This window comes from Allomuricauda sp. F6463D (assembly GCF_023015965.1).
Classification (GTDB): domain Bacteria; phylum Bacteroidota; class Bacteroidia; order Flavobacteriales; family Flavobacteriaceae; genus Flagellimonas.
This window is the reverse complement of the sequence record NZ_JALKAN010000001.1, coordinates 354,266-379,371: the sequence shown is the minus strand read 5'-3', so window position 1 is coordinate 379,371 and position 25,106 is coordinate 354,266. Positions and strand designations below refer to the sequence as shown.

Genomic DNA, 25,106 nt, shown 5'->3' with positions numbered 1-25,106 from the left:
AATGAACAAAAACATATTGATCATTGCGTCCTTGGCAAATTCATTGCCTCATTTTAGAGGTGATTTTATAGTTGAACTTGTTAAGCACGGATATACCGTATTTACCGCGGCCCCTGAAATGACCGCAAAAAATATTGATGAATTAACTCAATTGGGTGCTACACCGATTACTATTGATTTGGACAGAACAGGACTTAATCCAGTAAAGGATTTTAAATCGATTCTACAAATAAAAAATCTTATTAGAAAAAATCAAATTGATTTGGTTTTTCCCTATACCATTAAACCAGTTGTATATGGTTCCATTGCAGCCAATATGTGCAACAGGCCGACAATTTCATTGATTACGGGATTAGGGTTCACCTTTAGCGGAGCATCAACAAAGGCGAATATACTCCAACAAATTACCAAAAGATTATATCGATACGCACTAAGAAAAAACAAGCTGGTCATTTTCCAAAATGAGGATGACAAACAGCTGTTTTTAGAAAAGCGTATTATTTCAAAGAAACAAAAAACAGACATTGTAAACGGTTCAGGAGTAAATTTAAATCGATATCCATTCCGTGAAATCAATGTGAACACTCAAAAAGTAAAATTTGTAATAGTTTCAAGATTGATCAAGGAAAAGGGCATTCAATTGTTCATGGATACTGCCAAAACACTTAAAAAGCAATTTCCGCTATCGGAATTTCATATTATTGGTGGAGTGGCCGATTCTCCTTCAGGAATTAAAATTGAAGCCTTAAACTCCTTAGATGAGTCTGGAATTATTGTTTTTCATGGACTTAAGGACAATGTTCCCAAATTTTTAAAAGATATGCATGTCTTTGTATTGCCCACTTTTTACAGAGAAGGAATCCCTAGGTCTATTTTAGAAGCTCTTTCGATAGGAATGCCTATCATTACAACAAACACTCCTGGCTGTAAAGAAACAGTTGTTGAGAATGAAAACGGTTTTTTAATTCCTCCAAATAGTTTGGACCCCCTCATAGAAGCATGTAAGTTTTTTATTGAAAACCCAAGTAAAATAAATCAAATGGGCAAAAGAAGTAGACAATTCGCTGAGGAAAAATTTGATGTAAATATAATCAACAAGCATTTGGTGAATGATATAAAAACAGTCTTGTACAATTAAAAAAGAGGGGCCCTCCCTCCTACAAAATTTGACCATAATCAGTAAAAAGTCTTGCTATGAAGTAGCTTTTTCAGCCTCCCATTGTTTTTGTCGGTAAATATTGAACCAATCCAAAAATTCGTCCTGATCCACCGCAACTTCTGATTTTGAAAATATTTTCTTTATGGTCCAATAGAGGATTTTAACATCGAATGTAAAACTCAAGTTTTCAACATACTCAACGTCCAAAGCAAAACGGTCTTCCCAAACTAAATTATTACGTCCTTTAACTTGTGCCAACCCCGTTATCCCAGGTCTGACACTATGCCTTTTTCGTTCCGTTTCATTATAATATGGAAGATATAGAACAACAAGTGGCCTAGGACCGATCAAGCTCATATCCCCCTTAATGACATTGAGCAATTGTGGAATCTCATCCAAGGAGTATCGTCGTACGAACATACCAAGTTTTGTGATGCGCTCCCGATTGGACAGCAAATTACCGTCGGCATCCTTTTTATTGTTCATGGACTTGAACTTAATAATCTTAAATATTTTTTCATCCTTTCCCGGACGTTCTTGAAAGAAAAAAGGAGTGCCCTTAAAATCAATCCAAAGAATTATGGTCACTAAAATGAAAATGGGTGACAATAACAAAAAACCAATCACTGAAGCTGTAAAATCGAGGAAGCGTTTTAAATAATTTTTGTATAGATTTTTGGGCATGAGGTAATAAATTTATCAATAAATTGCTATGTTCAACAATCAAAAAAATGCAAATAATTTGGCCGCTGCCAGTTTACACGACAAGTTACCTAATTTATAAGATATACAACATCTGATTAGGCAAACACCTACTTTTTCAAATAATCTGGCCCCCCATGAATCGTTTCTGGTTTAGAAAACACGTGATTTTGTGAAAAAAAAGAGGAAATTGTCGTGCATCCGATAAAGGAGCTGTACATCGAATATGGAATTATGGCACTGAAGATTTTAAAATAATATCTCTAATTTTAAGTTCTTTAGTTTCTTCATGTCACATAGAATCTATAACGCATTTATATAAAACATTAACCGAAATATCAATTTAAAATGAAAGAAGAGTATTTGAAACATGTACAATCTGTGGATGATTTAATCAAGTCGTTTTATGCCTGTTTAGGTGGTGAACCCGGTGAACCAAGAGATTGGGATTTCTTTAGGTTTCTATTTCATCCCCAAGCCAATAAAATCGGTTATGAAAAAGATATAAACGGCAGTTTAAGACCTCAATTTATATCTCCTAATGAATATGTTGAGAGAACGGGGCATTGGTTGCAAACAACGCGCAAAACAGCATTCTATGAAAGAGAAATAGGTAGGATTGAAGAAACCTATGGAAATATTTCCCACGTTTTAAGTACTTGCGAGGCTTTTCACAGTAAGAAAGATATGGCTGACAATAAGCCTTATAAGCAAGATGTAAAAAGTATCCAATTGGCTTATTACAAGGATAGATGGTGGATCATTAATATGATGTGGCATGGTATTTCACCTGAATATCCACTTCCAGAGAGATATTTGAGATATCAATAATATCGATATAGCATCTCAAATCTTGGTCATTTTTTCTTTTCCGTACATACATAAATAAAATTAGGCCTAATGATTGATTTGATATACTTTGACAAGCATATGGTCATCAAAGAAGAAACACAAAACAACGTACTTAAGACGAACAGAAATTTTTATTGTTAGTTATCTAACCTCTTGGATATATATCTATACATTTTTGTAGAGGCTTTTAAAATTACATTTTAAGACTTTAAAAACCAAAATCTTGAATGCTTAATGAGGCGAGATGTTACTAAAATGATTAATTCCTCCATGTACAAAAAGTTTTTAAAAAGAATTTTGGACTTTTCAATATCGCTTGTGTCGCTGATTTTATTTTCTCCACTAATTATTATTTTGATCATTCTTTTGTTGTTTGCGAACAAAGGAAAACCCTTCTACTTTCAAAAAAGGCCTGGAAAGAATTCAAAAATATTCACTATCATCAAATTCAAGACAATGAAAGACCCGAAAAACAATGAAAGTGAATTAATAAATCAAGAGCAGCGTATTACCAAAGTTGGTGCAATCATTAGAAAAACTTCTTTAGATGAACTATTGCAATTGATCAATGTACTAAAAGGGGATATGTCTCTGATTGGCCCTAGGCCCTTATTGATAGAATATCTTCCTTTGTACAATAAAGAACAAGCAAGAAGACATTTGGTGAAGCCAGGTATCACGGGATGGGCGCAGGTGAATGGTCGCACTGCCCTATCATGGAAAGAAAGATTCGCCCATGATGTTTGGTATGTAGATCATTTAAGCTTTAAAACCGACGTTATAATCCTTCTGAAAACCATTCAAAAAATATTTAATCCAGAAGCCATGTCCTCAATAGAACAGGCTTCGTTTGCGCTTTGGGAGGGTAATAATGAATAATTAGATTATTTTTTATTCCTCAAAATACTTCCAAATTGAGGTTTTTCGACGCCACCCTAAATATTTTTGGATTTTAGAATTATCGCCTACCATATTCCAAACTTCGTTGTTACGATAGGGCAAGGCTCCAAATTGTATATTGGATGAGCTTTTCATCTTTGTTTTGGCCTTTTCGGCCAATTCTCGAATGGAAATACCCTCTCCTGAACAAACATTATAAACTTGATTGGTACTTGTAGTAAGCCCTGCCAACAATAAAGCCTCAATAATATCGCTCAAATAAAGATAATCTCGAACTTGCTCACCCAAAGTCATGGAAAAATCTTCATTGCGGCTTAATTTTTCCTTTAACTGGGATGGAAAAAAGTTAGGTGGCATATTCAATCCCAAAAAGTTGAACATGCGGAGTATCGTATACTTTTTTCCCTTTATTTCTGAAAAGGTTTTTAAAGCCATTTCTCCACAGTATTTAGACAATGAGTAGGGTGATGCCGGAACAAAATCATCAGTTTCCTTAAATGGAGGTTTTACGGATTTACCCCCATAAACTTCACTAGTACTGGTATATATAAAATTTTTATAAGACATATCTGATAAGGCGTTCAATAGATTAGTAGTCCCCGTAAAATTTACGTCCATTAACTGTTGAACAATGGAAAAATCTCTAGATCGGTTCAAATTCGCGGCCAGATGGTACACCAATGTCGGTTTGATTTCTTTGACTTTATCAGAAAGAGAAGATGAGTCCAAGAGATTTACTTGATGAAAGGTAATATTTGGATTTTCTTGCTCAGTACGTTCCAAGTCAATAGAATGTATCTCATCACAGCCATATTTGATTAATTGGGATATCAAATTGCTTCCCAAATATCCAACTCCACCGGTTACTAGTATCCTATCTCCTTTAAAGTTTTTCAAAGGGTCCACGCCTTCTTTTTATTTATTGCATCTTGAACATACTTGGCAATATCTTCTTCGGTATTTACCGCTCCTTTTTCATAAAAATCTTTATACCACACAATGGTTTTACGAATTGTTTCGGACCTATCCCATACCGGCGTCCACTTTAAAAGCTTATTGGATTTGGAACAATCCAACATCAAGAGGTTTGCTTCGTGATGATTTTCTTTATTGGTACTGACTACATATTTAATTTTTGACCAAAACGACTTGGCTTCATCTGTAATCTCTTGGACCGACAGATTACTCGAAAGATTGGGGCCAAAATTCCAACCATCGGCAAATTCTTTCTCTCCTCTGAGCAACTTCCATCCTAACATGAGATAACCCGAAAGAGGGTCTAATACATGTTGCCATGGTCTTGTCGCCAAAGGATTTCGTATTTCCGTTTCTCCTTCTATTGCCGCCGCTTTAATAAGATCGGGTATCAACCTGTCTTGAGACCAATCCCCCCCCCCAATAACATTACCTGCTCTACCACTTGCCAATAAAGTTTGGCAAGTAGTTCCATTAAAAAAAGATTTCCGATAAGACTGCGTCAACAATTCTGCACATCCTTTGGAGGAACTGTATGGATCATGTCCGCCCATGGGGTCGTTTTCTCTGTATCCCCATATCCATTCCTTATTTTCATAGCACTTGTCGCTGGTTACGTTGACAATGGCTTTTACCGATTCTGTTTGTCTAGACATCTCAAACACATTCAATGTACCAATTACATTGGTCTGATACGTTTCAATTGGGTTAGCATAGGAATATTTGACAAGAGACTGGGCCGCCAGATGGAAAACAATCTCAGGTTGGAATTCCTCAAAGACCGATTTCAGTGTGTCCAAATCTAAAATATTACCCTCTATCGATTTGTATTTGGTTTTCAAAAGTGTTTTATGGTTTGTTGGAGTGTATGGAGCTAAGGCATATCCTTTCACTTCTGCTCCCATTTGAGTAAGCCAGGCAACCAACCAGGATCCTTTAAAACCGCTATCTCCGGTTACCAAACACCTTCTTCCGTTATATGCTCCACCAAACAATTTATTTATTTCCATATTTTCCAATCAGCTTTTCCGTCCTCCCACATTTCATTAAGTACTTTATTGTCCCTAAGGGTGTCCATTGGTTTCCAGAATCCATAATGCTTGTAAGAAAACAATTCGCCATCTTTGGCCATATTTTCTAGTGGATCTCTTTCAAATATGGTTGAATCACCATCATTTAAATATTCAAAAACTTTAGGCTCACAGACAAAAAAACCTCCGTTGATCCACGACCCATCTCCTTTTGGTTTTTCTTGGAAGGAAGCAATCTGCTCATCTCCGATAAATTTTAAAGATCCAAACCTACCTTCAGGTTGTACCGCAGTCATGGTAATTGCTTTTCCATGTTGCTTATGGCTATGAACCAATTGATCTATATCTACATTGCCAACACCATCACCATAGGTTAGCATAAACCTTTCGTCTCCAATAAGATGTTCTATCCTTTTTAGTCTACCTCCCGTCATAGTATGCAATCCCGTATCCACAAGGGTAACTTTCCATGGTTCCGCTTCATTATTGATTATCTCTGTGCTATTGTTTTGAATATCTATCTTCACATCACATTGATGTAAGAAATAATTTGAAAAATATTCTTTAATTACATATCCTTTGTACCCTAATAATATAATGAAATCATTATATCCATAGGTAGAATAAATCTTCATAATATGCCATAGAATTGGCTTATTTCCTATGGGCACCATCGGTTTAGGTATATTTTGGGTTTCTTCGCTAAGTCTTGTGCCAAAACCTCCTGCCAATAAAACAACTTTCATAATGTATCGAGTTTGTACCAAAGATAAACGCATTAATTGAAAAAATATGCGAATCAAGAATTGAAAATTTTTGAAATGTTGTTCTTAATTCAAAAAAATATCAATCACATATTGGATAAAAGACTGATATTTAATGATCCAAGTCATTTTTCGTTACCTAACTAAAAGAACAAAGTAGAGGCTTGGAAGTAAAAGTTTATTGATATGTTTACATAAAAGAAAAGACTTGATAATGTTAATATTAATACCTTAACAATTAAATCTAAGCAAGCCATATGGTGGTTTTCCTGTTTCTATATAAATGGTATGGAAGATATCTTACCTTCTTTTGTGTGACAAACTATCATATCAATATAAACTCTGATTTAAGGGATAATTGCTTTTTATTGGGTTTTCAATCATTACTTTCACTTAATCCCAAAAACTTAGCTTTGAACTAAATTTTAATAATTCCAATACTTTTCTCCGTAAGTTGGCCTTTTTAAATACAATAACTTTAGCAAAAGTTGAAAAAATAAAGTTAACCGGATTGCGTTACCTATTTATTGTTATTCGACCTGTGTATCGACTAACAGTGTATAGAATTGTAAATTCGTAATGCATTAACTGAAATACGAATCTAAAAAAAATGTAATTTACCATGTACACCGTTATGATTCTTGGTGGGGCCAAAGGGGTCGGGCTGGAAATTTTAAAATCATGCCATAAAAAAGGATACCAAGTTGCATTTTGTGGACGAAGTGAAGAGCATGGCAAAAAAATAGTGGATGAATTAAACACAAGTAAAAACATATATTACCACACTTTAGATTTAAACAACATCAATGGACTTGAGAGCTACCATAAAGAAACCATAAAAAGATTTGGTAAAATTGATGCACTTATAGTATACGCCGGGATATCCCCCATTGCAACTATTTTGGATACCACCGATGAACAATTCGACAATGTATTCAATATAAACCTAAAAGCACCCTATTTTCTTTTGAAGCATGTGTTAAAACATATGAAAGAAAACTTTTCTGGATCTATTGTTTTCTTTGGTTCTCCCCATATGGACTACGGACATGAAGACAGAGCGGCATATGCCCTTACAAAATCAAGTCTTTATACCCTTTCGAACCATATTGCACACCATTACGCAAAATTTAGAATTCGATCCAATTATATAGTGATGGGCTGGACCAATACTGAGGGGGAGCTTGATTTAAGGGAGAAAGAAGGAATGGATGAAACACAACTAATGGATTTGGCTTCCAAACATATTCCCATGGGTCATATATTGCCACCAACCGAGCCGGTCGCAGCAGTCATGTACCTTATTTCAAATGATTCTTCCATGACAACCGGGTCGATAATTAGAATCACAGGAGGACACTTTATTTAATAGAACATGGATTATAAATTGATATTTTATAACGACTCCGAACTCCTGGAAGGACCGGTGTATGACTCAACATACAATTTTCTTTATTTTGTATCGATTCTGGATGGAACGGTCTATTTTTTGGATCTTACCACAAAAGAAATTATTAGTGTCAAATTGGACTCACCCGTAGGATGTGTCTTTATAGTTGGCAAAAAAAAAGTGATGGCGGCCTCAAAAAATGGTTTTTATGAGATTAATTTCAATACTCGTAAAAGCCACTATGCCTTTCAGATGGAAATTTCGAATTTTGTTCGTTACAATGATGGTGCCATGGATCCCAATGGCAGATATATAGTGGGCACAATGGGATATCCCAAGGTACAAGACCATATTGGGAAGGTATTTTCGTATTTTAACGGAACTTATAAAGCCATTATAGAGAAAACTACCATTTCCAATGGATTGGTCTTTTCTAAAAATGGCAAAATATTATACTTTATAGATACACCTACCAAAAAAGTGGCCAAATATAATTATGACACGGTTAAAGGAAGTGCTACTTTTGATTCATTTATTATAGAATTCAATGGAATTGGTAGTCCTGATGGTATGTGTATGGACCAAGATGGCATGCTGTGGATTGCAGAATGGGGAGGTGGTCAGGTTTCCAATTGGAATCCTAAAAACGGAAAGATGATCGGCCAGATAAAACTACCCTGCCTAAATGTGAGTTCTTGTTGTTTGGATGATCTAGGCAACCTTTTTGTAACTACTGCGAAATCGGATAACCCAGATGATGTTTTTGGCGGAGGCCTTTTTTACGTTAATTTGAACAAGAAAATATAAAAATGAAAAAAGTTGAGATAAGTGTAATAGTCCCAATTCACAATATTGAACCTTATTTGCCTCAGTGTATCGATAGCTTGTTGGTGCAATCCTTTACCGATTTTGAGTTGATATTGGTCGACAATGGCAGTCCGGACAATTGCCCCGAAATATGTGACAGATACGCTTCCATTGACGATAGGATTGTAGTAATACACAAAGAAAACCACGGTTTACTAAGTGCTAGAAAAGCTGGTTTGGAAAAGGCAAAAGGTAAATATGTTGCCTACGTGGATGGGGATGATTGGGTGGACATTTTTTATTTGGATACGCTTTATAAAATGGCCGTAGCCAACAATTCAGATTTGGTCGTAACTGGGCATTTTAGAGAATTTGATGGTAAAATAGAAACCATAAAGCCGGTAATTACTGGAAATTATAACGCATTCGAAATTGAATCATCAATTTTACCCAATGCCATTTGCAATGAGCGGTTTTGTGAGCACAATATATCCACATATGTTTGGAACAAACTCTTTAAAAGAGAGTTGTTGCTCCAATATGTACTCGATATTCCCAATGATATCATAATGGGTGAAGATGCCGCCATCACCTATACCTATCTTACCTTATGTAAACATATTACCATTTGTGACATCCCTGTATACTATTATCGGCAAAGACCGGATTCAATTGTGAAATCCATCGAAGACCCTGAGATGGAATACAATCGATTAAGCCATCTGTTGGTATTTTTAAGGAAAAAACTCAGCCCTTTTTTAGGGGAAGAAAATTTAAATTCTCAACTGACTTCTTATCTCTACTCTCTTATATTGGTTCGCTCGGGAGGTTTAATATCTAATGAAGTATACGATGATACTATTTTCAACCCCTTTTTAAAGACTTCAAAAAATTCAAGAATTGTTGTCTATAGCTCCGGTTCCTTTGGACAGCACATTTTAAGTACAAACGCTAAGCTTAAATATTTTCAAATTGTACGTTGGATAGACATCGACCATCACGATATGACAATCGATAGAAATTCAGTACAACCGATAGGTGCAATTGATAACAATGAATTTGATTATTTGATTATTGCCACGACAAACCCCACGAATTATGAGCAAATAAAATCGAACCTTGAACTTGTTGGGATAGATACTGATAAAATCGTACAAATAAATCATGATGAAAACGAAATAACCAACCTATTGAACAGCTTAGGTTTTAACAGTGATTTTTCGAGAAATTTAAAATATTCTTCAAAGAGAACCGAAATTATGTAAATGCATATTATGGCCAAAAAACTGATTATATTGGGCGGTAACCCAGAAACAGGTGTTCTGGTGGACATCGCGGTATCCATGAGAATCCACACTATTGTTGTTGACCCAAATCCTGATGCCCCAGCAAAGAAAAATGCTACAGAGTCTTTTGATATAGATGGCTTTGATATTGATGCTATTGTCAATCTTGCCAAAGAAGAAGAAGTAGATGGCGTCTTGGTCGGAGTCGCCGATATATTGGTAAAACCCTACAGGGAAATTTGTAATAAATTAGGATTTCCCTGCTATGCGACCGAAAAAGCCGTGGAAGCTTTTTGTAGTAAAGATGGTTATAAAAAATATTGTGCAGAACACGGTGTACAAGATATCCCTGGGATTTATTTAACCAAAAATGACAGTATTAGAAAACCAAAAGGTCTGGAACTTCCTTTAATGGTAAAACCTGTTGATAGCGGAGGTGGTGTCGGCATGAAAATATGTCGTGATGAAGATGATTATAACAGTACTGTAGAAAAAGCATTAAAATTTTCTAAAAAAGGGGTAGTTCTCGTCGAGAAATATATGGACGATAATTGTGATGATATGTCTGCCTACTATACCTTTAAAGATGGTATACCATATCTTTCAGCAACATTTGATAGAACCTTAACTAGAATACAAGGCAACTCTAGCCCTATAGCCCTAGGCACCGTATATCCTTCTAAATATACCAAATCCTTCATTGATAAGGTTCATCCCAAATTATCAGAATTGTTTAAAAGTACCGATGTGCAAACAGGGGTTATAAATGTACAGTTCTTTGTGGAGAACAATGAGTTTTACAGTTACGACCCAGGGTTTAGGTTACAGGGGGAAGCTCCTCACATTCATCTAGAACACATAAATGGTTTTGATCACAGGAAAATGCTGATAAATTATGCCTTAACAGGAGTGTTCGGAGAAGATGACTTTGCCGAGAAAAATGATTATATGATGAGGGGTAAGACTGCTTGCTCGGTTTGGGTGCTTCTAAAAGCAGGGAAAATTGATTCGATTGTAGGCTTAGATGATATAAAATCCCATAAGAACGTAAACTTTATTGTTGAACGTTTCCAATTGGGAGATACTGTCCAGAATGACTGGATTGGTACAGAAAGACAGGTTCTTTACAGAATCTATGCCAGTGCAGATTCAATTTATGGCATAAACCAGACCATTGAAGATATCAAAAACACATTAAAAGTCACCGATTCCAATGGTGATGATATGGTTATTGAATGGCTAAGGCCATGGAACGCCGAAGAATATATTTTTTAAACGCTCCGTTACAATTCAAACAGACCTATTTATATAAATTAAAAAATGGAACAAAATATTTTAGAAAAGTTTAGTTTACAGGGCAAAAAGGCCATTGTTACCGGAGGAGCTGGTGACTTAGGAAAAGCCATGGTCGAAGCAATATCGCAAGCGGGGGCCCAAACCGTTGTAATCGATCTTGATGATAGGTTATTTGGTATTTGCGAAGATTTTAAAAATAATGGTTTAAATGTAAGTCCAATCAAAGCGGATGTAAGTAAAGTATTGGAAATCAAAAAATCCTATGAAGATGCTTTGGATATTTTGGGTGGCAACATAGATATTTTGATAAATTCTGCAGGAATTCAGAGGAGGTATCCCAGTGAAGAATTTCCAGATGAAGAGTGGAGAAAGGTTATTTCAATAAATTTGGATGCCACCTTTTATTATTGCAAGCACGCAGGAAATACCATGCTAAAAAATGGAGTTGGAAAAATAATAAATATTGCCTCTATCATAAGCTTTTTGGGAGGCATTACCATACCTGCTTATGCCGCATCCAAGGGAGGTGTCGCACAATTGACAAAAGCCTTGTCCAATGATTGGGCCGCTAAAGGCATTTGTGTCAATGCCATTGCACCTGGTTATATGGACACACAATTGAACACGGCCTTGATCAATGACAAGAAAAGAACAGAAGAAGTATTCAATAGGGTTCCAATGAAAAGATGGGGCACAGGAGAAGATCTAAAAGGCTTGGCCGTCTTTTTATCTTCATCGGCAAGTGATTACATTACAGGAAGCGTAATTCCGGTAGACGGTGGGTATATAGCAAGATAAGGCAACCGAAGACTCTTAACCAACCATCCATATAGTTATAAATCGATTTAATTAACCCGTTATGGTGAAGCGTTTTTTCAATTGGGAAAATTAACGTTTGTATATGAAATACTGTTTCTTATACAGAACAATTTTATTTAACAAACTTTAATTCCTTTTTAGTAGTACTTTATCTATTAAATCTGTTACAAAACTATTTTATTTGTTCATTGCACAGTATCAGATAATTTTACTTCGAACCTAAAATATATGTTCTTAATATTTATCAAGTAAATGTTCCTCTTAATACATTCAATAACCAACCTTATTCAATAAAGTTATGAAATTAAGCATAATTATTCCTCTATATAATAAGGAAGAACATATAGAACATTGCTTGAAGAGTTTGTTCAACCAAGATTTGCCCTCGAATGAGTACGAAATCATAGTTGTCGATGATGGCTCAACGGATGATAGTTTTACTATTGTCCAACGTTTTGCCGAAAAGTATTCAAACATTAAGTTGTTGCGCCAACAAAACATAGGGCCAAGCGCAGCCACAAATAAAGGATTGGAACTGGCAAGTGGCGACTATGTCTATTTTCTGGATGCAGATGATTATCTAGCTTCCAATGTTTTGGGTCGTTTACTAGATCTGGCTGAGACGAACCAACTTGAAGTGTTGGGATTTAGGACCAAACATACCGAAGACCGTATTCTATTTGACTCTTCTCCCGATGATTTAACAATTGAGGTAATGGATGGTCTTACATTTATTGCAGAACACGGCTACAGAAATGAAGCTTGTTGGTATATTATAAAAAAAAGTTTTCTGCTGGATACTGGAATCAAATTTGTTGAAGGTAGATTAATGGAAGATGCCATTTTTACCGCAACACTATTTCTTAAAACCAATAGGATCTCAAGGGTCAATTGGAGTATCCATAGGTTTGTACAAGTAAAAAACTCCATAACTACAAGTAAAGCCCCCTCCCACAATCTAAAATTCATCAATGATTTGGTTTATGCCATTGAAAATTTTGACTTTTTGATAAAAAAATTGGCCCCTTCTCATATGAATTATCACAAAGTTGTAAAAGATTTGAAGTACAAACAACAGTCTTTTGTTTTCACGCTGTTTATAAAAGCTTTTAAAGGGGGAGTGATCACCGATAAGGACCTTCAAAAAATACTGCAAAAATTAAAGACTATAAATGTGTATCCCATAAACCCTAAAATAGGAGGAATTGGTAGTGCCAAAACCAGCTTTTTTTACAAAACTACCTTTGTCCCCGTTTTCAATAATAAAATTTTGCTTTTTTTAGAGTTAAAACTGAACCGACTATTTTATTCCCGTTAAATACCCTGACCTTGATATTTGAAGAGAAATTTTCCACTAAACAACCAGCAAATTAATTTTCAAATAGGTTTTATGTTAAAATATAGAGCCTTAAATATTTAGAAAATATGTGTTTGCAGATAATTACCACGTGCACATGATTGAAATTATTGAAGAAAAAAAATATTGGGATGAATATATCTCAAGTTTTGAAGAATCTGACCTTTATCACACTTTCGATTATCATATGGCGGCAAAAGACAATTCTAGACCAGTTCTTTTGAAATATTCCCATGGTGAAACCCGTATTGCCCTGCCCCTATTATTACGAAAGATTCCAAATTCTTCCCTCAATGATGCCACCTCGGTCTATGGGTATCCGGGCCCCTTATGTAAAGGTATTTCTGTGAATTTTGACCACCAGCACTTCAAAAAAGAGTTGTTTGAATATTTCATGGCAAATAAAATCGTTTCCGTTTTTTCAAGACTCAACCCTTTTCTCCCAATACAACATGATATTCTTGGCAAAATTGGATCAATAGAAAAAAAAGGGCCTGTTGTCTCTATTGATCTTACAAAACCGATTGATATACAACGACAAGGATTTGGTAAAAGGCTTAAAAGTCAACTTAATAAAATAAGGAAGCATTGCACTATAAAAAAGGCGGAAAATGATGAAGAAATACAACAGTTTATAAATATATACCACGAAAATATGGATCGGGTCAATGCCCAATCCATGTACTATTTCAATGATGACTATTTTAAAATTTTGGCCAAGAGCAAGAATTTTAAAACTGAAACACTTTTAGCCATACATAATGAAACTGGTGATATAATGGGGGCCAGCATGTTCTTTTATAGGAATTCCATTTTACACTATCACCTTTCCGGTACAAAAACAGAGTACCTATCGCATATGCCTACTAAATTACTAATAGACGAAATGAGAATTAATGCATCAAAATTCGGGCTTTCTCATTTTAATCTAGGCGGAGGTCTTTCTGCAGCGGATGATTCATTACTTCAATTTAAATCATCATTTTCCAAAAACCTACTGGATTTTTATGTTTGGACACTAATTGTTGATCAAAAACAATATATCAAATTGACCGAAGAATGCAACCATGTGCATAATTCTGATTTTTTTCCACAATATAGGTGCAATAACCATCTTGTTCTGACTACAAAATGATAACAGACAATCCATTCACATCAGCTACGTTTACAAAGTATTGGTCCAAACATTTTTTAAATAACAAGGATAAGTACAGCTTTCCCTTTATTGAAAAGATTTTATTCTACAAATCATCATGGACCGGTCTATACATAAATGCAGGGAAAAACCTCACAAAAGGTGTAGACATAAAATTGAACGATGCGATTAGCTCGGAAGAAAAGGGGAAAACATTTTTAATTTATGATGTTTTAAATAATCCCAAAAATCAGGTAAAGGGCATGGGGTATTACTCAGCGCGCCAATACCCAGGTTATTTAATTGAATTGGAGTCTTATCAAAATTTGGATGACTTTCTTTCTAAAACCTTTAAAAAAAGTAGTCGATATAAACTTAGAAAGTATAAAAAACGTTTAGAGGACAGTTTTAATATATCGTTCAAGGCCCATTGCGATGAAATCGCAAAAGAAGAATATGATTCCATATTTTGGAGTTTCAGAAAATTACTGGAAAAACGTTTTGAGGAAAAACAGATTAGCAACAACAATCTAAATAACGATGAATGGGAATTCTATAAAGATGTAGCATATCCAATGATCTTGGAAAAAAAAGCCGCCTTATTTGTTTTGTACAACGACGATGAGCCCATTAGCATTACTTTGTCCTACCTATCCGAAAACAGAGTATTCGATGCCATCACCGTTTTTGACATCGATTATGCAAAATTCCATCTTGGCAGTATTAAGATTATGTACCTTGTTGATTGGTGCTTGGAACATGGGTGGAACATTCTTGATTTTTCCAAGGGACATTTCGATTACAAAACACGATGGTCCAACAAAAAATTTAATTTCCGCTATTATATTTTCTTCGATAAAAAATCAATTAAGGCAAAATTCATAGCGTACACATTAAAACTGTTCTTTACTTTTAAACAGTATTTAAGGGATAAAAAGATACATGAGAGTTTCCATAAACTCACCTATTTTCTTAAAAACAAGAAACAAAAAAATCTTCATTACAGTTTTACAGAATTGAATGGTGAATCGAGCAAAAATTTAAAATCTATTGAGGTAGAATCTCCTGAATTTTCTTTTTTAAAAGGAATATGTTATGATTTTTTATACCTCAACCAAGAACATTTAAAAGATCTTAAAGTCTATAAGGTGAATGATACCGAGCATAATTTTCTTTTGGTCGGGAAAAAAAATAAGACCGGTCTTAGTATTTATAAGGCAAACTAGTATATATGCGAACTTCGAAAATTGCAAAATATAATTTTTCCCTTGATTTGTGCGAAAACAATAGAATCCATCAATTCTATAAAGCGGTTCATAATCCACGTACAAAACAAGATGTGGTGAATCCATTTTCTGGCAATACAAACAAATCATCTCTTATTACCGAGAAAAAATGTATTCCTGAATTTTTGGTTCCTGTACCGCTTTCATCCGGAAATTCATTGCAGATTCTTAAGATTCATAGAATAAATGGATATTATATTGATTTAACCGGTTATACATCCGTGACCGAATATCTGAATGCCAATCTCGGCAGCTCCAGACGTAAAAACTTCAAAAGACAACTGAAACGACTAGAAAGTTGTTACGACATTACCTATAAAATATATTTTGGCAATATAGATAAAGTGCATTTTGAAGCATTGTTCAACAAGATGTCGCTGTTCTTAAAAAAGCGGTTTGATCAAAAAGGCAAAACTTTTGATCCATCAATCAACTTTAAAGAACTAACCGAAAGATGCTACCCAATGATATTGGAAAAAAAAGCATCGCTACATGTTATCTATAACGGAGACGAACCTATCGATATATGCTTAAACTATCATTACCAAGATATAATGGTCAGTTCAATCAGTTCTTATGATATTGATTACGCGAAACTTGGACTAGGCAATTTGGACATCGTTAAACAGCTGGAATGGGCCATTGAAAACAATTACCGGATTTTTGATCTTATGTGGGGAGATCTTCCTTATAAACAAAACTGGTGCAACCACATTTACAAATATGAACACCATTTATTTTATAATCCAAGGTCTGTCACAGAGTTTACCTTGGTGAAAACCTTGGAGGTATTCTATAAATTGAAGGATTATCTTGATGGCCAAAAAATACAATTCAGAAAAAAAATCGATGAAAAAATATCATCCGAAAAAACAAATGATCAAGATAAAATCAAAATTAAAGAAGTAGATAGCACGGAAATCGAGATCACTAACCTCGATTATGAAGAAATTGATACAAATCTTGAATCCAACCTATGGCTAAAACTACATGTGAACAACTTCCAATATCAATATATCGAACACTCCAAGTTTGTTTCTGTTTACCGTTCAAAAAAAAATCCGGAAACATATATTGTACTTGGTAGGACAAAAGCGGTCAAACTGACCCAAAAAGAAGACTAATTATCAATTTACATGAATTTGAGCAATAAGGAACATTTAAGTCTGCTTACAGATTTTCACCTCAAATCAAGGGTGGTCTCGGATATTTACTCATATTTAAGTTTTTCAGGTTCGTCCCAAAACAATCTAATTGAAAATTCGATAAAAGAACCAGCAGGCAAAAAAATATATTCTTTTGCCAATGTACCCGATTATGTCAAGTCGGAAATCTCCGATCCCACGTTATGGACCGAACGAACTTACCCCTCCATCAGAGGTTATGCCATAAATCTAGCACCATACCAAAGTATAGAAGTTTTTTTAAAAACACACCTAAGTAAACGGCGCAAGAATATCTTTAGATCAATTAGAAGGTTGGAACAGAGCTTTGATATAAAATATCAAATGTACCTGGGAGACATTGATGAGGAAAACTACCGTTTTTTAATGGGAAGGTTAAAAGATATGATCATAAAAAGGTTTGAACAAAAGGGTCATAAAAGTGATAGTCTTGCCCCTTGGGACAAAGTGTTTTCAACTTCAATGGAATTGATCAAAGCCGGAAAGGCCTCTATTTTTGTAGTTTATAACCAAACCGAACCTATAGTCATCTCACTCAATTATAATTATGGGAATGTACTGTTCAGTTATATTTCCTCCTATGATATTGATTATGCCAAGTTTAGCCCGGGCCAAATAGAGCTTTGCAAACAATTGGAATGGTGCATAAACAATGGGTATGAACATTTTGACATGGGGTGGGGCGATATGGAGTACAAGAAATGGTGGTCCAATAAGATCTATAAGCTAAACCATCATATTTTTTATCCAAAAAAATCGTTGAAAGGGTTCTTATATGCCTTGGCATATGGCAATAAATCACGTATAATGGCTGTTCTCATTTCAAAAGGAGTGAACACTCGATTTCATAATTTCAAGAAAAAGTTGAAAAATGAACAGAAAAAGTACAATCACCTTCCAGAATATCAATTAAAGGATTTCGATATTTCATCCACGGTACAATTGGAAAAAATTGAGTTGGATCTGGAAAAATTGCCGATAACCAAACAAATAATAAATGATTTTCTCTTCTTGTCCCAAGAACAGGACGGTAATGTGGAGGTATACCATAATAAAAATGAAGACGTTTATATTTTAAAAGGTAAAAAAGTGGCCAAAATCATCTTGTTCAATCCCGCAAATAATTGATACATGCTATTTAACTCTATAGAATTCTTAATATTCCTACCTATAGTTTTCATACTTTATTGGTTTGTTTTTAAAAACAATACCAAAATTCAGAATGTATTCATAATTTTTGCCAGTTACCTTTTTTACGGTTGGTGGGACTGGCGTTTTTTGTTTTTGATTTTTCTTAGCACCTTGGTCGACTATTTTGTTGGCCAAAAGATATACGAACATCTAGATGATAGGAAGAAAGCAAGATATTGGCTCTGGGCAAGTATGGCCTTTAATATAGGAATGCTAGGTTTTTTCAAGTACAGTAATTTCTTTGTGGATTCTTTTATAGATATGTTTCATGCATTTGGTTATGATATTAAAAGTACATGGACCTTAAGGATTATACTTCCCGTTGGTATTTCTTTTTATACTTTCCAAACCATGTCCTATTCTTTTGATATATATTATAAAAAACTAAAACCCACCAAAGATTTTTTAGCGTTTACAGCATTTGTTTCTTTTTTTCCACAATTGGTTGCAGGGCCTATTGAAAGGGCCTCTAATCTTTTGTCACAAATTACCAACAAACGTAGCTTTAATTACGAACAAGCCACAAACGGTCTAAAGCTTATTTTATGGGGGTTCTTTAAAAAATTGGTCATTGCAGATTCTTTAGCGCCTATTGTCGATGATATTTTCGCAAACTATCATTCTTATCCGGCATCAACCCTTATAATCGGCGTCTGTCTATTTAGTTTTCAAGTGTATGGGGATTTTAGTGGTTATTCCGACATAGCAATCGGTACCGCAAAACTTTTTGGGGTAGAGCTAATGTCCAATTTTAAGTTTCCTAATTTTTCGAGAAATGTGGCTGAGTATTGGCAAAGATGGCACATATCGCTCTCAACATGGTTTAGGCATTATTTATACATTCCAATGGGAGGTTCACGGGTAAGCCAACTAAGGGCCATAAGAAACATTTCGGTAATATTCTTGGTCAGTGGTTTTTGGCATGGTGCAAATTGGACCTTTATTTTTTGGGGAGGATTGCATGCACTGTTCTATATACCAGTATATCTAATGGGACGAAACCGTATGTACGCCGATAATGTGGTTGGAGAAAAAACCCTCCTGCCGACCCCAATTGAAATCCTGCAAGTTCTGTTGACATTTGCTTTGGTCACTTTTTCCCGAATATTCTTTAGGTCACCTTCACTCACTGATTCATTTCAATTTATAAATCAGATTGTAACCAACTTTTCTTATGAACCATATGCACACCCTATGGGTTACAGAATGTTGGATTTTTATGTTTTGCTAGGCCTTTTCATTTTTTATGAGTATTTAATAAGAAAGCATGAACGCGAACCTTTTAGATTCAAATCTAAAGTTGTTAGATTCTTGTTGTATACGAGTGTGATATTGGCCATGCTATTGTTTTATGATGATGGTGTTAACCGTTCATTTATTTATTTCCAATTTTAGAAGAATGAAAAAATTTATAATCAAAACTTGTGTGTATGTACTATTAATCCTGATAGCTCTGGAACTAATGGTAAGAGCCCTACATCTATATACCGAGGACCCTCCTAGATTTATCGATGAATACGGCGTTGAAAAACGTGTGCCAAGTCATACCGGTTATGCTGTGACAGGAAACAGAAACCAGAATTTTTCAAAATTTCATATAAATAATGCAGGATTCAATTCATTTCGTGAATTTAAACCAACTCAAGAAAAATTTGAAATAGCTCTTATCGGTGATTCGTTTATAGAAGGATTTCACCAAGATTATTACGATTCTACAGGAAAGAAAATCGAAAGGGCAATGAATGACACCGTGGAAGTTTATGAATATGGGTATGCGGGTTACGATTTGGCCAACCAAATGCATTTGATTAATGCCTACAAAGACCAATTTGAGCTTATTGATGAAATCATTATTTACTTAAATTATCAAAGTGACCTAGAGCGCGGTGTTTATGAACCAAATACCCAAAGAATTGCCATGTTAAAGTCCACTGTTTTCAGAATAAGGGACAACATAAAACTTTTGGCGTACGGATCAAAAATTGGCATTGTGGATCCTCTCAAAAAATTAGTTACCGGTCAAGCGTTCCAAGAGGAGAATTCTGGTGGTTACGAAACGAACGAAATTGTAGTTCCCCAACATAAAGATCAAGAGTATTTGGATAACTTCAAAAATCTTGTTGAGCTATATGGGTTTGACAAATGTAAGACGACAATTCTATTGGATTCACGAAAAACAAGTGAGTCTTTTCTTGAATATTGTAAACAAAATGATATTAAATATCTGGATTTCGCCCAAGCTTTTGAAAAAACCAAAAAGCCTGTGACCTTAATTTATGATCATCATTGGAACAATCATGGAAGGGATTTAATTGCTCAGGTAATATCTAATTATATCGGTACCATATCCAAAAATAAAAAATGCGAATAATAAGATATTCGCATTTTTTATTGTAATCTTAAATAACCCTTCTATACTACTTTTAGAAAAAATTACTCGGATTGTTTCTGCTATTTCGATTTAAGAAATCAAACCTAAGAAATACTTCAACGGACCCATCGTTAAACTGGGTATTTCCCAAGGTACTGGTTTCCCAATCGTAAGCTAGGCCAACCAGGAATTTTTCAGATAGTTGAAAACCAAATAAAGCACTCACGGCACTATCTAAACGGTATGCAGCCCCAACCGAAAAACGTTCGTTGAATAACATACTGGCCGACAAATCCACTGCTAAAGGTGCTCCTTGTACTGCTTTCACTAAAATTCCCGGCCTAAGCTTTAGATCCCTGTTCAATTCAATGATATATCCGGATATCAAGTAAAGATTCATTCGCTCATTGGCTACATATGATTCTTGGGAATCGTTGTCAAAATGTTTGGTCTCCAATATATGCGGAACAGATAAACCTAGATAAAATTGTTCTGTATTAAAGAAGGCCCCTACCCCAAAATTGGGCGAAAACTTGTTGTCTATGTTCGGTAGATTGGGTTCTGCACCATAATTGACCAATTTGGAAAAATCTACATTTAAAATGTTTGCACTTGCTTGGATTCCAAAAGAAATATTGGCAAAATCTGACACTGGTAAACTATATGAAAAAGAAGCATCAAAAAAAGTTTCCTTACTTGTTCCATTTCCAATATCATCGTTCACTACTGAAAAACCAATCCCCACTTTTTCCGACAATGGCGTATTAAAATGAAGTGTTTGTGTTGTAGGTGCCCCATCCAACCCTAACCACTGCGAACGATATAAGACACCTATGGTAGAAACACCTCGTGAACCGACCAAAGCTGGGTTAATTACTTGTGTGTTGAGCATGTACTGTGTATAATGGGGATCTTGTTGCCCCACCATGGTCATTGTATTGACCATACTCCAGATTAAGATGTTCAAGAAAATTATTCTTTTCATTTTTTATGCTTTGGTTTGTTCTAGCGATTAATGTATAGGTATCCTGATTTTGCAATGACCTTGTTGTCATTATTTGTGTATTTAATGGTATAGAAATATACCCCTGCTGGCAACTGTTCTCCTTGACTCAGTGTTGCCCTACCATCTGAAACTCCAATAAACACGTTTGAACTGTTATCGTAACCTACGGTTTCAAAAACCTTTACCCCCCATCTGTTGTAGATCTGAACAGTGTTGTTGGGAAAGAATTCAATGTTCGTTATGTTAAAGAAATCATTGATACCATCCCCATCGGCAGAGATAATTGAATTCCCAATGGCAATATCGCATACGACATCAACTGGAGGGGTCCCCCCTTCCGAATCACATGGATTCAATGGATCTGTTTTATCGGTCACTTCTTGTCCATCGGAAATATTGTCACCATCGGAATCGGAAATATTGGGATCGGTACCCAATTCCATTTCTTCAGAGTAAGTCAGTCCATCTGAATCACAATCACTTGACGCTAAAGGTGTACCACCAATAGAGTCACATTCATCAAGTGCATTTGTATTGTCAAAAACCTCTTGCCCATCATTAATACCATCACCATCGGAATCGGTAGCATAAGGATCGGTACCTAGCAGGTATTCTTCACCATTTGTCAATTGGTCGGCATCACAATCGGCAGATGCCCACATATTGTTTGTATTATCATAACCTGTATAGCCTGGTGATTGACTAGGATCACATGGGTCGTTCGGATCTGTTCCATTAATAATTTCATCAGAATCATCAATACCATCACCATCAGTATCACCATTGGCTAAATAAGGGTCCGTGCCGTTGCCGAACTCATCACCATTGATTACGCCGTCACCATCACAATCGGCTGCCATCCATATAGGATTGACACTGTCGTAACCGGTGTACCCAGCAACCTGAGCTGGGGAACATGGATCGTTTTCATCTGTTCCATCGTTGATTTCGGTATCATCATCGATACCGTCACCATCCGTGTCAACTGATACAGCATAAGGATCCGTACCGTTGGCATGCTCATTACCATTGATTACGCCATCCCCATCACAATCGGCTGCCATCCATATTGCATTGGCACTGTCGTAACCAGTGTACCCTGCAACCTGAGTAGGGGAACATGGATCGTTTTCATCTGTTCCATCGTTGATTTCGGTGTCATCATCGATACCGTCACCATCCGTGTCAACTGATACAGCATAAGGATCCGTACCGTTGGCATGCTCATTACCATTGATTACGCCGTCTCCATCACAATCGGCTGCCATCCATATTGCATTGGCACTGTCGTAACCAGTGTACCCTGCAACCTGAGTAGGGGAACATGGGTCGTTTTCATCTGTTCCATCGTTGATTTCGGTGTCATCATCGATACCGTCACCATCCGTGTCAACTGATACAGCATAAGGATCCGTACCGTTGGCATGCTCATTACCATTGATTACGCCGTCTCCATCACAATCGGCTGCCATCCATATGGCGTTGGCACTGTCGTAACCAGTGTACCCTGCAACCTGAGTAGGGGAACATGGGTCGTTTTCATCTGTTCCATTTGAAGTTTCCAAATCATCAGGGATTCCATCTCCATCGGTATCGCTATTATTATATGGGTCGGTACCGTTTGTCACTTCATCTCCGTTAATCACACCATCTCCATCACAATCCGCCGCCATCCAAATGGCATTAGTAGCATCATAGCCAGCATAACCCACTGCTTGTGAAGGGTCGCACGGGTCTAAAGGATTATTGATATCGGTTACTTCCTGACCATCTGCCACCCCATCACCATCGGTGTCGGGGTTCAATGGGTCAGTGGTCAAGCTTGTTTCTTGATTATTTGTTAGTCCATCACTATCATCATCACATGCACCACTGGTCACGTTATCATCCGTACTGCTTACATTAGCTTGCCCCCCAGGTGCCACCAATGGCACTCCATTGGCATCGACACCTCCTGTAAGTTGGTTGTTCCCATCAAGGTCTGTAAGGGTAAAATCACCATCCCCTTCAAGGGCATCGGCACAACCATCGCCATCGCTGTCATTGTCCAAATGATCTGGAATACCATCACCGTCAGTGTCAACATAAGCACAAGTCCATGAAAGGTCTGATATCGCAATTGCGGTAAAATCTGGGCTAGATGTTGGTCCAGTGTTTTCAAAAACTATTAATATTTCGTCAACTGGATTAGATATTTTAAAAATAGCATCTCCAGCATTAGTATTAATATCTGTAGTCATTTTTAAGCCTTGAAACACAGCGTTTCCTAAATCAGATACGGCTGTAGGATCCGGTACAGTATAATCACTGCCCGCTGTTAAAGGGATTGGGACTCCATCATTTGAAGCAGTTACTGTAACTTGGTCTTGATACTCACCATATCCATCCCAAGACGGACCAGCTTCAGTATTCACTCCATCACTTAAATCAATGTCGATTACTGAAAAGGAGAGCTCCGATACAGGCCTATCAAAACTTATCTTATAATGAATCTTATTACCATTGCTTATTTCATTAATACGTGTGTTCAGTAAAAGACTGTTTTTTCCATTAAATGTAGTTCCTTCTGTAGCACTATAACTTGTAATTGTTAGGTCTGTATCTGAGTTATCAGTAGTAACCTCTGTCCCATTAATAGTAGTTACAGCATTAGAAGGAGGGTCAGCAGCAGGATTACCGGTCGTCCAAGGCGTGGTACCCCAAATAAGGCTCGAATCTCCTGTACAATCATAGGCGTACTCATCCACATCCAATATACCATCGTTGTCGTCATCAAGGTCTTGGCTGTCCACCACAAAATCGCCATCGTTGTCATCTACCGGTGCCACAGGATCGGGAAGGGTCGCTTCACTATTTATAAAGTAAGATGCCCTAAGACTCATATAGTTGGAAAGCATAATTTCCCCCTCAGGATTTGGGTGGATATCATCATCCGAATAGGTTTCGCTATTGTTTCGGGTAAAGTTGTACAGATCCACGATCGGATTGCCATCCGAATTGATTTGTGCAGGGGTATTGGCCAATATTTTAGGAATCAAAATCTCTTGGTTGTATGGCAAACTTCCCAATTCCTGATTGTTGTACACGTCATCCGTATCATATTCCCTAAAAGTAATGGGCATTATTATCACATCATTTAGTCGAGCTGGATCTATGGCTGCGTACAGATCGTCATATGCTTGGCTAATCGGATCTAATTCCAATACTTGATCTGCAGATGCATAAGGTTTGGTATCACTAACATTGTTACCCCCAATATGGATCATAAAGAGCGTATTGGATGTAAAGGTACTCATGGCTGTTTGTACTTTAGGAATGATCTCATCGATATAATTACCTGTAAAACCATAACCATAAACATCCACATTTACCCCATTGGCTTGCCATTCGGCGGTCCTAGTTGCATTTGGAGTGATCAAATCACTTCCATATACCTGCTCCATTATAGAAGCTCCGATGACCACTACCTTATCATACTGACCATAGGAGAAGGGGGAAATAAAAAGTACCAGTAGCAGCAAGAATTTACCAAAAACCTGCTTTTTCCTGTAAAAGAAACAGTTGAATAAATTATATAGTGTCATTATAAAAAGTT

Annotated in this window: 21 protein-coding genes; 15 read left to right on the top strand and 6 right to left on the bottom strand. The window is 36.1% G+C overall.

The window, feature by feature from the left end; all coding sequences use genetic code 11:
- Position 1 precedes the first annotated feature (1 nt).
- A complete protein-coding gene (locus tag MWU56_RS01520; protein WP_247041539.1) occupies positions 2–1,138 on the top strand; it encodes a glycosyltransferase family 4 protein in 1,137 nt (378 codons plus the stop codon).
- A gap of 54 nt (positions 1,139–1,192) precedes the next feature.
- Here the strand turns inward: MWU56_RS01520 and MWU56_RS01515 are convergent, their stop codons facing one another.
- Entirely contained in the window at positions 1,193–1,843 is a 651-nt protein-coding gene (locus MWU56_RS01515) for a sugar transferase (RefSeq protein WP_247041537.1), read from the bottom strand.
- Positions 1,844–2,209: 366 nt separating this feature from the next.
- Between MWU56_RS01515 and MWU56_RS01510 the strand changes: the two genes are divergently transcribed.
- Positions 2,210–2,692, top strand: a complete 483-nt coding sequence (locus tag MWU56_RS01510; protein ID WP_247041535.1) for a hypothetical protein — start codon at positions 2,210–2,212, stop codon at positions 2,690–2,692.
- 255 nt (positions 2,693–2,947) lie between these two features.
- Positions 2,948–3,592 (top strand): sugar transferase, encoded by a 645-nt coding sequence (locus MWU56_RS01505; protein WP_317236499.1) that lies wholly within the window; start codon positions 2,948–2,950, stop codon positions 3,590–3,592.
- A gap of 12 nt (positions 3,593–3,604) precedes the next feature.
- On the opposite strand, the gene MWU56_RS01500 is transcribed toward MWU56_RS01505, so the two are convergent.
- From MWU56_RS01500 to rfbF, 3 genes are read right to left on the bottom strand one after another with little or no spacing between them, the layout of a single operon-like run.
- On the bottom strand, positions 3,605–4,519 hold the full coding sequence (locus MWU56_RS01500; RefSeq protein ID WP_247041533.1) for an NAD-dependent epimerase/dehydratase family protein: 915 nt from the start codon (positions 4,517–4,519) through the stop codon (positions 3,605–3,607).
- Entirely contained in the window at positions 4,507–5,598 is a 1,092-nt protein-coding gene (gene rfbG, locus MWU56_RS01495) for a CDP-glucose 4,6-dehydratase (protein WP_247041531.1), read from the bottom strand. The genes MWU56_RS01500 and rfbG overlap by 13 nt, the downstream gene beginning before the upstream one ends.
- Positions 5,589–6,365: a glucose-1-phosphate cytidylyltransferase gene (rfbF, locus tag MWU56_RS01490; RefSeq protein ID WP_247041529.1), complete on the bottom strand. Its 777-nt coding sequence runs from the start codon at positions 6,363–6,365 to the stop codon at positions 5,589–5,591. The genes rfbG and rfbF overlap by 10 nt, the downstream gene beginning before the upstream one ends.
- Positions 6,366–7,005: 640 nt before the next feature.
- Between rfbF and MWU56_RS01485 the strand changes: the two genes are divergently transcribed.
- From MWU56_RS01485 to MWU56_RS01430, 12 genes are all read left to right on the top strand, one after another.
- Entirely contained in the window at positions 7,006–7,752 is a 747-nt protein-coding gene (locus tag MWU56_RS01485; RefSeq protein WP_247041526.1) for an SDR family NAD(P)-dependent oxidoreductase, read from the top strand.
- A 6-nt stretch (positions 7,753–7,758) separates the two neighbouring features.
- Complete coding sequence (locus tag MWU56_RS01480) at positions 7,759–8,580, top strand: SMP-30/gluconolactonase/LRE family protein (protein WP_247041524.1); 822 nt, start codon at positions 7,759–7,761, stop codon at positions 8,578–8,580.
- A gap of 2 nt (positions 8,581–8,582) precedes the next feature.
- Positions 8,583–9,845, top strand: a complete 1,263-nt coding sequence (locus MWU56_RS01475) for a glycosyltransferase family 2 protein (protein WP_247041522.1) — start codon at positions 8,583–8,585, stop codon at positions 9,843–9,845.
- Positions 9,846–9,854: 9 nt separating this feature from the next.
- A complete protein-coding gene (locus MWU56_RS01470; protein WP_247041520.1) occupies positions 9,855–11,141 on the top strand; it encodes an acetyl-CoA carboxylase biotin carboxylase subunit family protein in 1,287 nt (428 codons plus the stop codon).
- 45 nt (positions 11,142–11,186) lie between these two features.
- Entirely contained in the window at positions 11,187–11,960 is a 774-nt protein-coding gene (locus tag MWU56_RS01465; protein WP_247041518.1) for an SDR family oxidoreductase, read from the top strand.
- 319 nt (positions 11,961–12,279) lie between these two features.
- Positions 12,280–13,299 carry a glycosyltransferase family 2 protein gene (locus tag MWU56_RS01460; RefSeq protein ID WP_247041516.1) on the top strand — a complete coding sequence of 340 codons (1,020 nt, stop codon included), beginning with the start codon at positions 12,280–12,282 and terminating at the stop codon, positions 13,297–13,299.
- 136 nt (positions 13,300–13,435) lie between these two features.
- The gene (locus MWU56_RS01455; protein WP_247041514.1) at positions 13,436–14,473 is read left to right on the top strand and encodes a peptidoglycan bridge formation glycyltransferase FemA/FemB family protein; all 1,038 of its coding nucleotides are present in this window, start codon (positions 13,436–13,438) and stop codon (positions 14,471–14,473) included.
- Positions 14,470–15,699: a GNAT family N-acetyltransferase gene (locus MWU56_RS01450; RefSeq protein WP_247041512.1), complete on the top strand. Its 1,230-nt coding sequence runs from the start codon at positions 14,470–14,472 to the stop codon at positions 15,697–15,699. The genes MWU56_RS01455 and MWU56_RS01450 overlap by 4 nt, the downstream gene beginning before the upstream one ends.
- Before the next feature lie 5 nt (positions 15,700–15,704).
- Positions 15,705–16,883 carry a GNAT family N-acetyltransferase gene (locus MWU56_RS01445; RefSeq protein ID WP_247041510.1) on the top strand — a complete coding sequence of 393 codons (1,179 nt, stop codon included), beginning with the start codon at positions 15,705–15,707 and terminating at the stop codon, positions 16,881–16,883.
- 12 nt (positions 16,884–16,895) lie between these two features.
- Positions 16,896–18,071 carry a GNAT family N-acetyltransferase gene (locus tag MWU56_RS01440; protein ID WP_247041508.1) on the top strand — a complete coding sequence of 392 codons (1,176 nt, stop codon included), beginning with the start codon at positions 16,896–16,898 and terminating at the stop codon, positions 18,069–18,071.
- Positions 18,072–18,074: 3 nt separating this feature from the next.
- The gene (locus tag MWU56_RS01435) at positions 18,075–19,529 is read left to right on the top strand and encodes an MBOAT family O-acyltransferase (RefSeq protein ID WP_247041506.1); all 1,455 of its coding nucleotides are present in this window, start codon (positions 18,075–18,077) and stop codon (positions 19,527–19,529) included.
- Between the two features lie 4 nt (positions 19,530–19,533).
- Positions 19,534–20,505, top strand: coding sequence for a hypothetical protein (locus MWU56_RS01430; protein WP_247041504.1), 972 nt, complete (start codon positions 19,534–19,536; stop codon positions 20,503–20,505).
- Between the two features lie 52 nt (positions 20,506–20,557).
- On the opposite strand, the gene MWU56_RS01425 is transcribed toward MWU56_RS01430, so the two are convergent.
- Positions 20,558–21,490 (bottom strand): type IX secretion system membrane protein PorP/SprF, encoded by a 933-nt coding sequence (locus MWU56_RS01425; RefSeq protein WP_247041502.1) that lies wholly within the window; start codon positions 21,488–21,490, stop codon positions 20,558–20,560.
- A 20-nt stretch (positions 21,491–21,510) separates the two neighbouring features.
- Positions 21,511–25,095 carry a gliding motility-associated C-terminal domain-containing protein gene (locus MWU56_RS01420; RefSeq protein WP_247041500.1) on the bottom strand — a complete coding sequence of 1,195 codons (3,585 nt, stop codon included), beginning with the start codon at positions 25,093–25,095 and terminating at the stop codon, positions 21,511–21,513.
- Positions 25,096–25,106 lie beyond the last annotated feature (11 nt).

What these genes read in the sequence shown, in the direction of transcription:
- MWU56_RS01520 (WP_247041539.1), top strand. Translation starts at nt 2, where the DNA reads ATGAACAAAAACATATTGATCATTGCGTCCTTGGCAAATTCATTGCCT.
- MWU56_RS01515 (WP_247041537.1), bottom strand. Translation starts at nt 1,843, where the DNA reads ATGCCCAAAAATCTATACAAAAATTATTTAAAACGCTTCCTCGATTTT.
- MWU56_RS01510 (WP_247041535.1), top strand. Translation starts at nt 2,210, where the DNA reads ATGAAAGAAGAGTATTTGAAACATGTACAATCTGTGGATGATTTAATC.
- MWU56_RS01505 (WP_317236499.1), top strand. Translation starts at nt 2,948, where the DNA reads ATGAGGCGAGATGTTACTAAAATGATTAATTCCTCCATGTACAAAAAG.
- rfbG (WP_247041531.1), bottom strand. Translation starts at nt 5,598, where the DNA reads ATGGAAATAAATAAATTGTTTGGTGGAGCATATAACGGAAGAAGGTGT.
- rfbF (WP_247041529.1), bottom strand. Translation starts at nt 6,365, where the DNA reads ATGAAAGTTGTTTTATTGGCAGGAGGTTTTGGCACAAGACTTAGCGAA.
- MWU56_RS01485 (WP_247041526.1), top strand. Translation starts at nt 7,006, where the DNA reads ATGTACACCGTTATGATTCTTGGTGGGGCCAAAGGGGTCGGGCTGGAA.
- MWU56_RS01480 (WP_247041524.1), top strand. Translation starts at nt 7,759, where the DNA reads ATGGATTATAAATTGATATTTTATAACGACTCCGAACTCCTGGAAGGA.
- MWU56_RS01475 (WP_247041522.1), top strand. Translation starts at nt 8,583, where the DNA reads ATGAAAAAAGTTGAGATAAGTGTAATAGTCCCAATTCACAATATTGAA.
- MWU56_RS01470 (WP_247041520.1), top strand. Translation starts at nt 9,855, where the DNA reads ATGGCCAAAAAACTGATTATATTGGGCGGTAACCCAGAAACAGGTGTT.
- MWU56_RS01465 (WP_247041518.1), top strand. Translation starts at nt 11,187, where the DNA reads ATGGAACAAAATATTTTAGAAAAGTTTAGTTTACAGGGCAAAAAGGCC.
- MWU56_RS01460 (WP_247041516.1), top strand. Translation starts at nt 12,280, where the DNA reads ATGAAATTAAGCATAATTATTCCTCTATATAATAAGGAAGAACATATA.
- MWU56_RS01455 (WP_247041514.1), top strand. Translation starts at nt 13,436, where the DNA reads ATGATTGAAATTATTGAAGAAAAAAAATATTGGGATGAATATATCTCA.
- MWU56_RS01450 (WP_247041512.1), top strand. Translation starts at nt 14,470, where the DNA reads ATGATAACAGACAATCCATTCACATCAGCTACGTTTACAAAGTATTGG.
- MWU56_RS01445 (WP_247041510.1), top strand. Translation starts at nt 15,705, where the DNA reads ATGCGAACTTCGAAAATTGCAAAATATAATTTTTCCCTTGATTTGTGC.
- MWU56_RS01440 (WP_247041508.1), top strand. Translation starts at nt 16,896, where the DNA reads ATGAATTTGAGCAATAAGGAACATTTAAGTCTGCTTACAGATTTTCAC.
- MWU56_RS01435 (WP_247041506.1), top strand. Translation starts at nt 18,075, where the DNA reads ATGCTATTTAACTCTATAGAATTCTTAATATTCCTACCTATAGTTTTC.
- MWU56_RS01430 (WP_247041504.1), top strand. Translation starts at nt 19,534, where the DNA reads ATGAAAAAATTTATAATCAAAACTTGTGTGTATGTACTATTAATCCTG.
- MWU56_RS01425 (WP_247041502.1), bottom strand. Translation starts at nt 21,490, where the DNA reads ATGAAAAGAATAATTTTCTTGAACATCTTAATCTGGAGTATGGTCAAT.
- MWU56_RS01420 (WP_247041500.1), bottom strand. Translation starts at nt 25,095, where the DNA reads ATGACACTATATAATTTATTCAACTGTTTCTTTTACAGGAAAAAGCAG.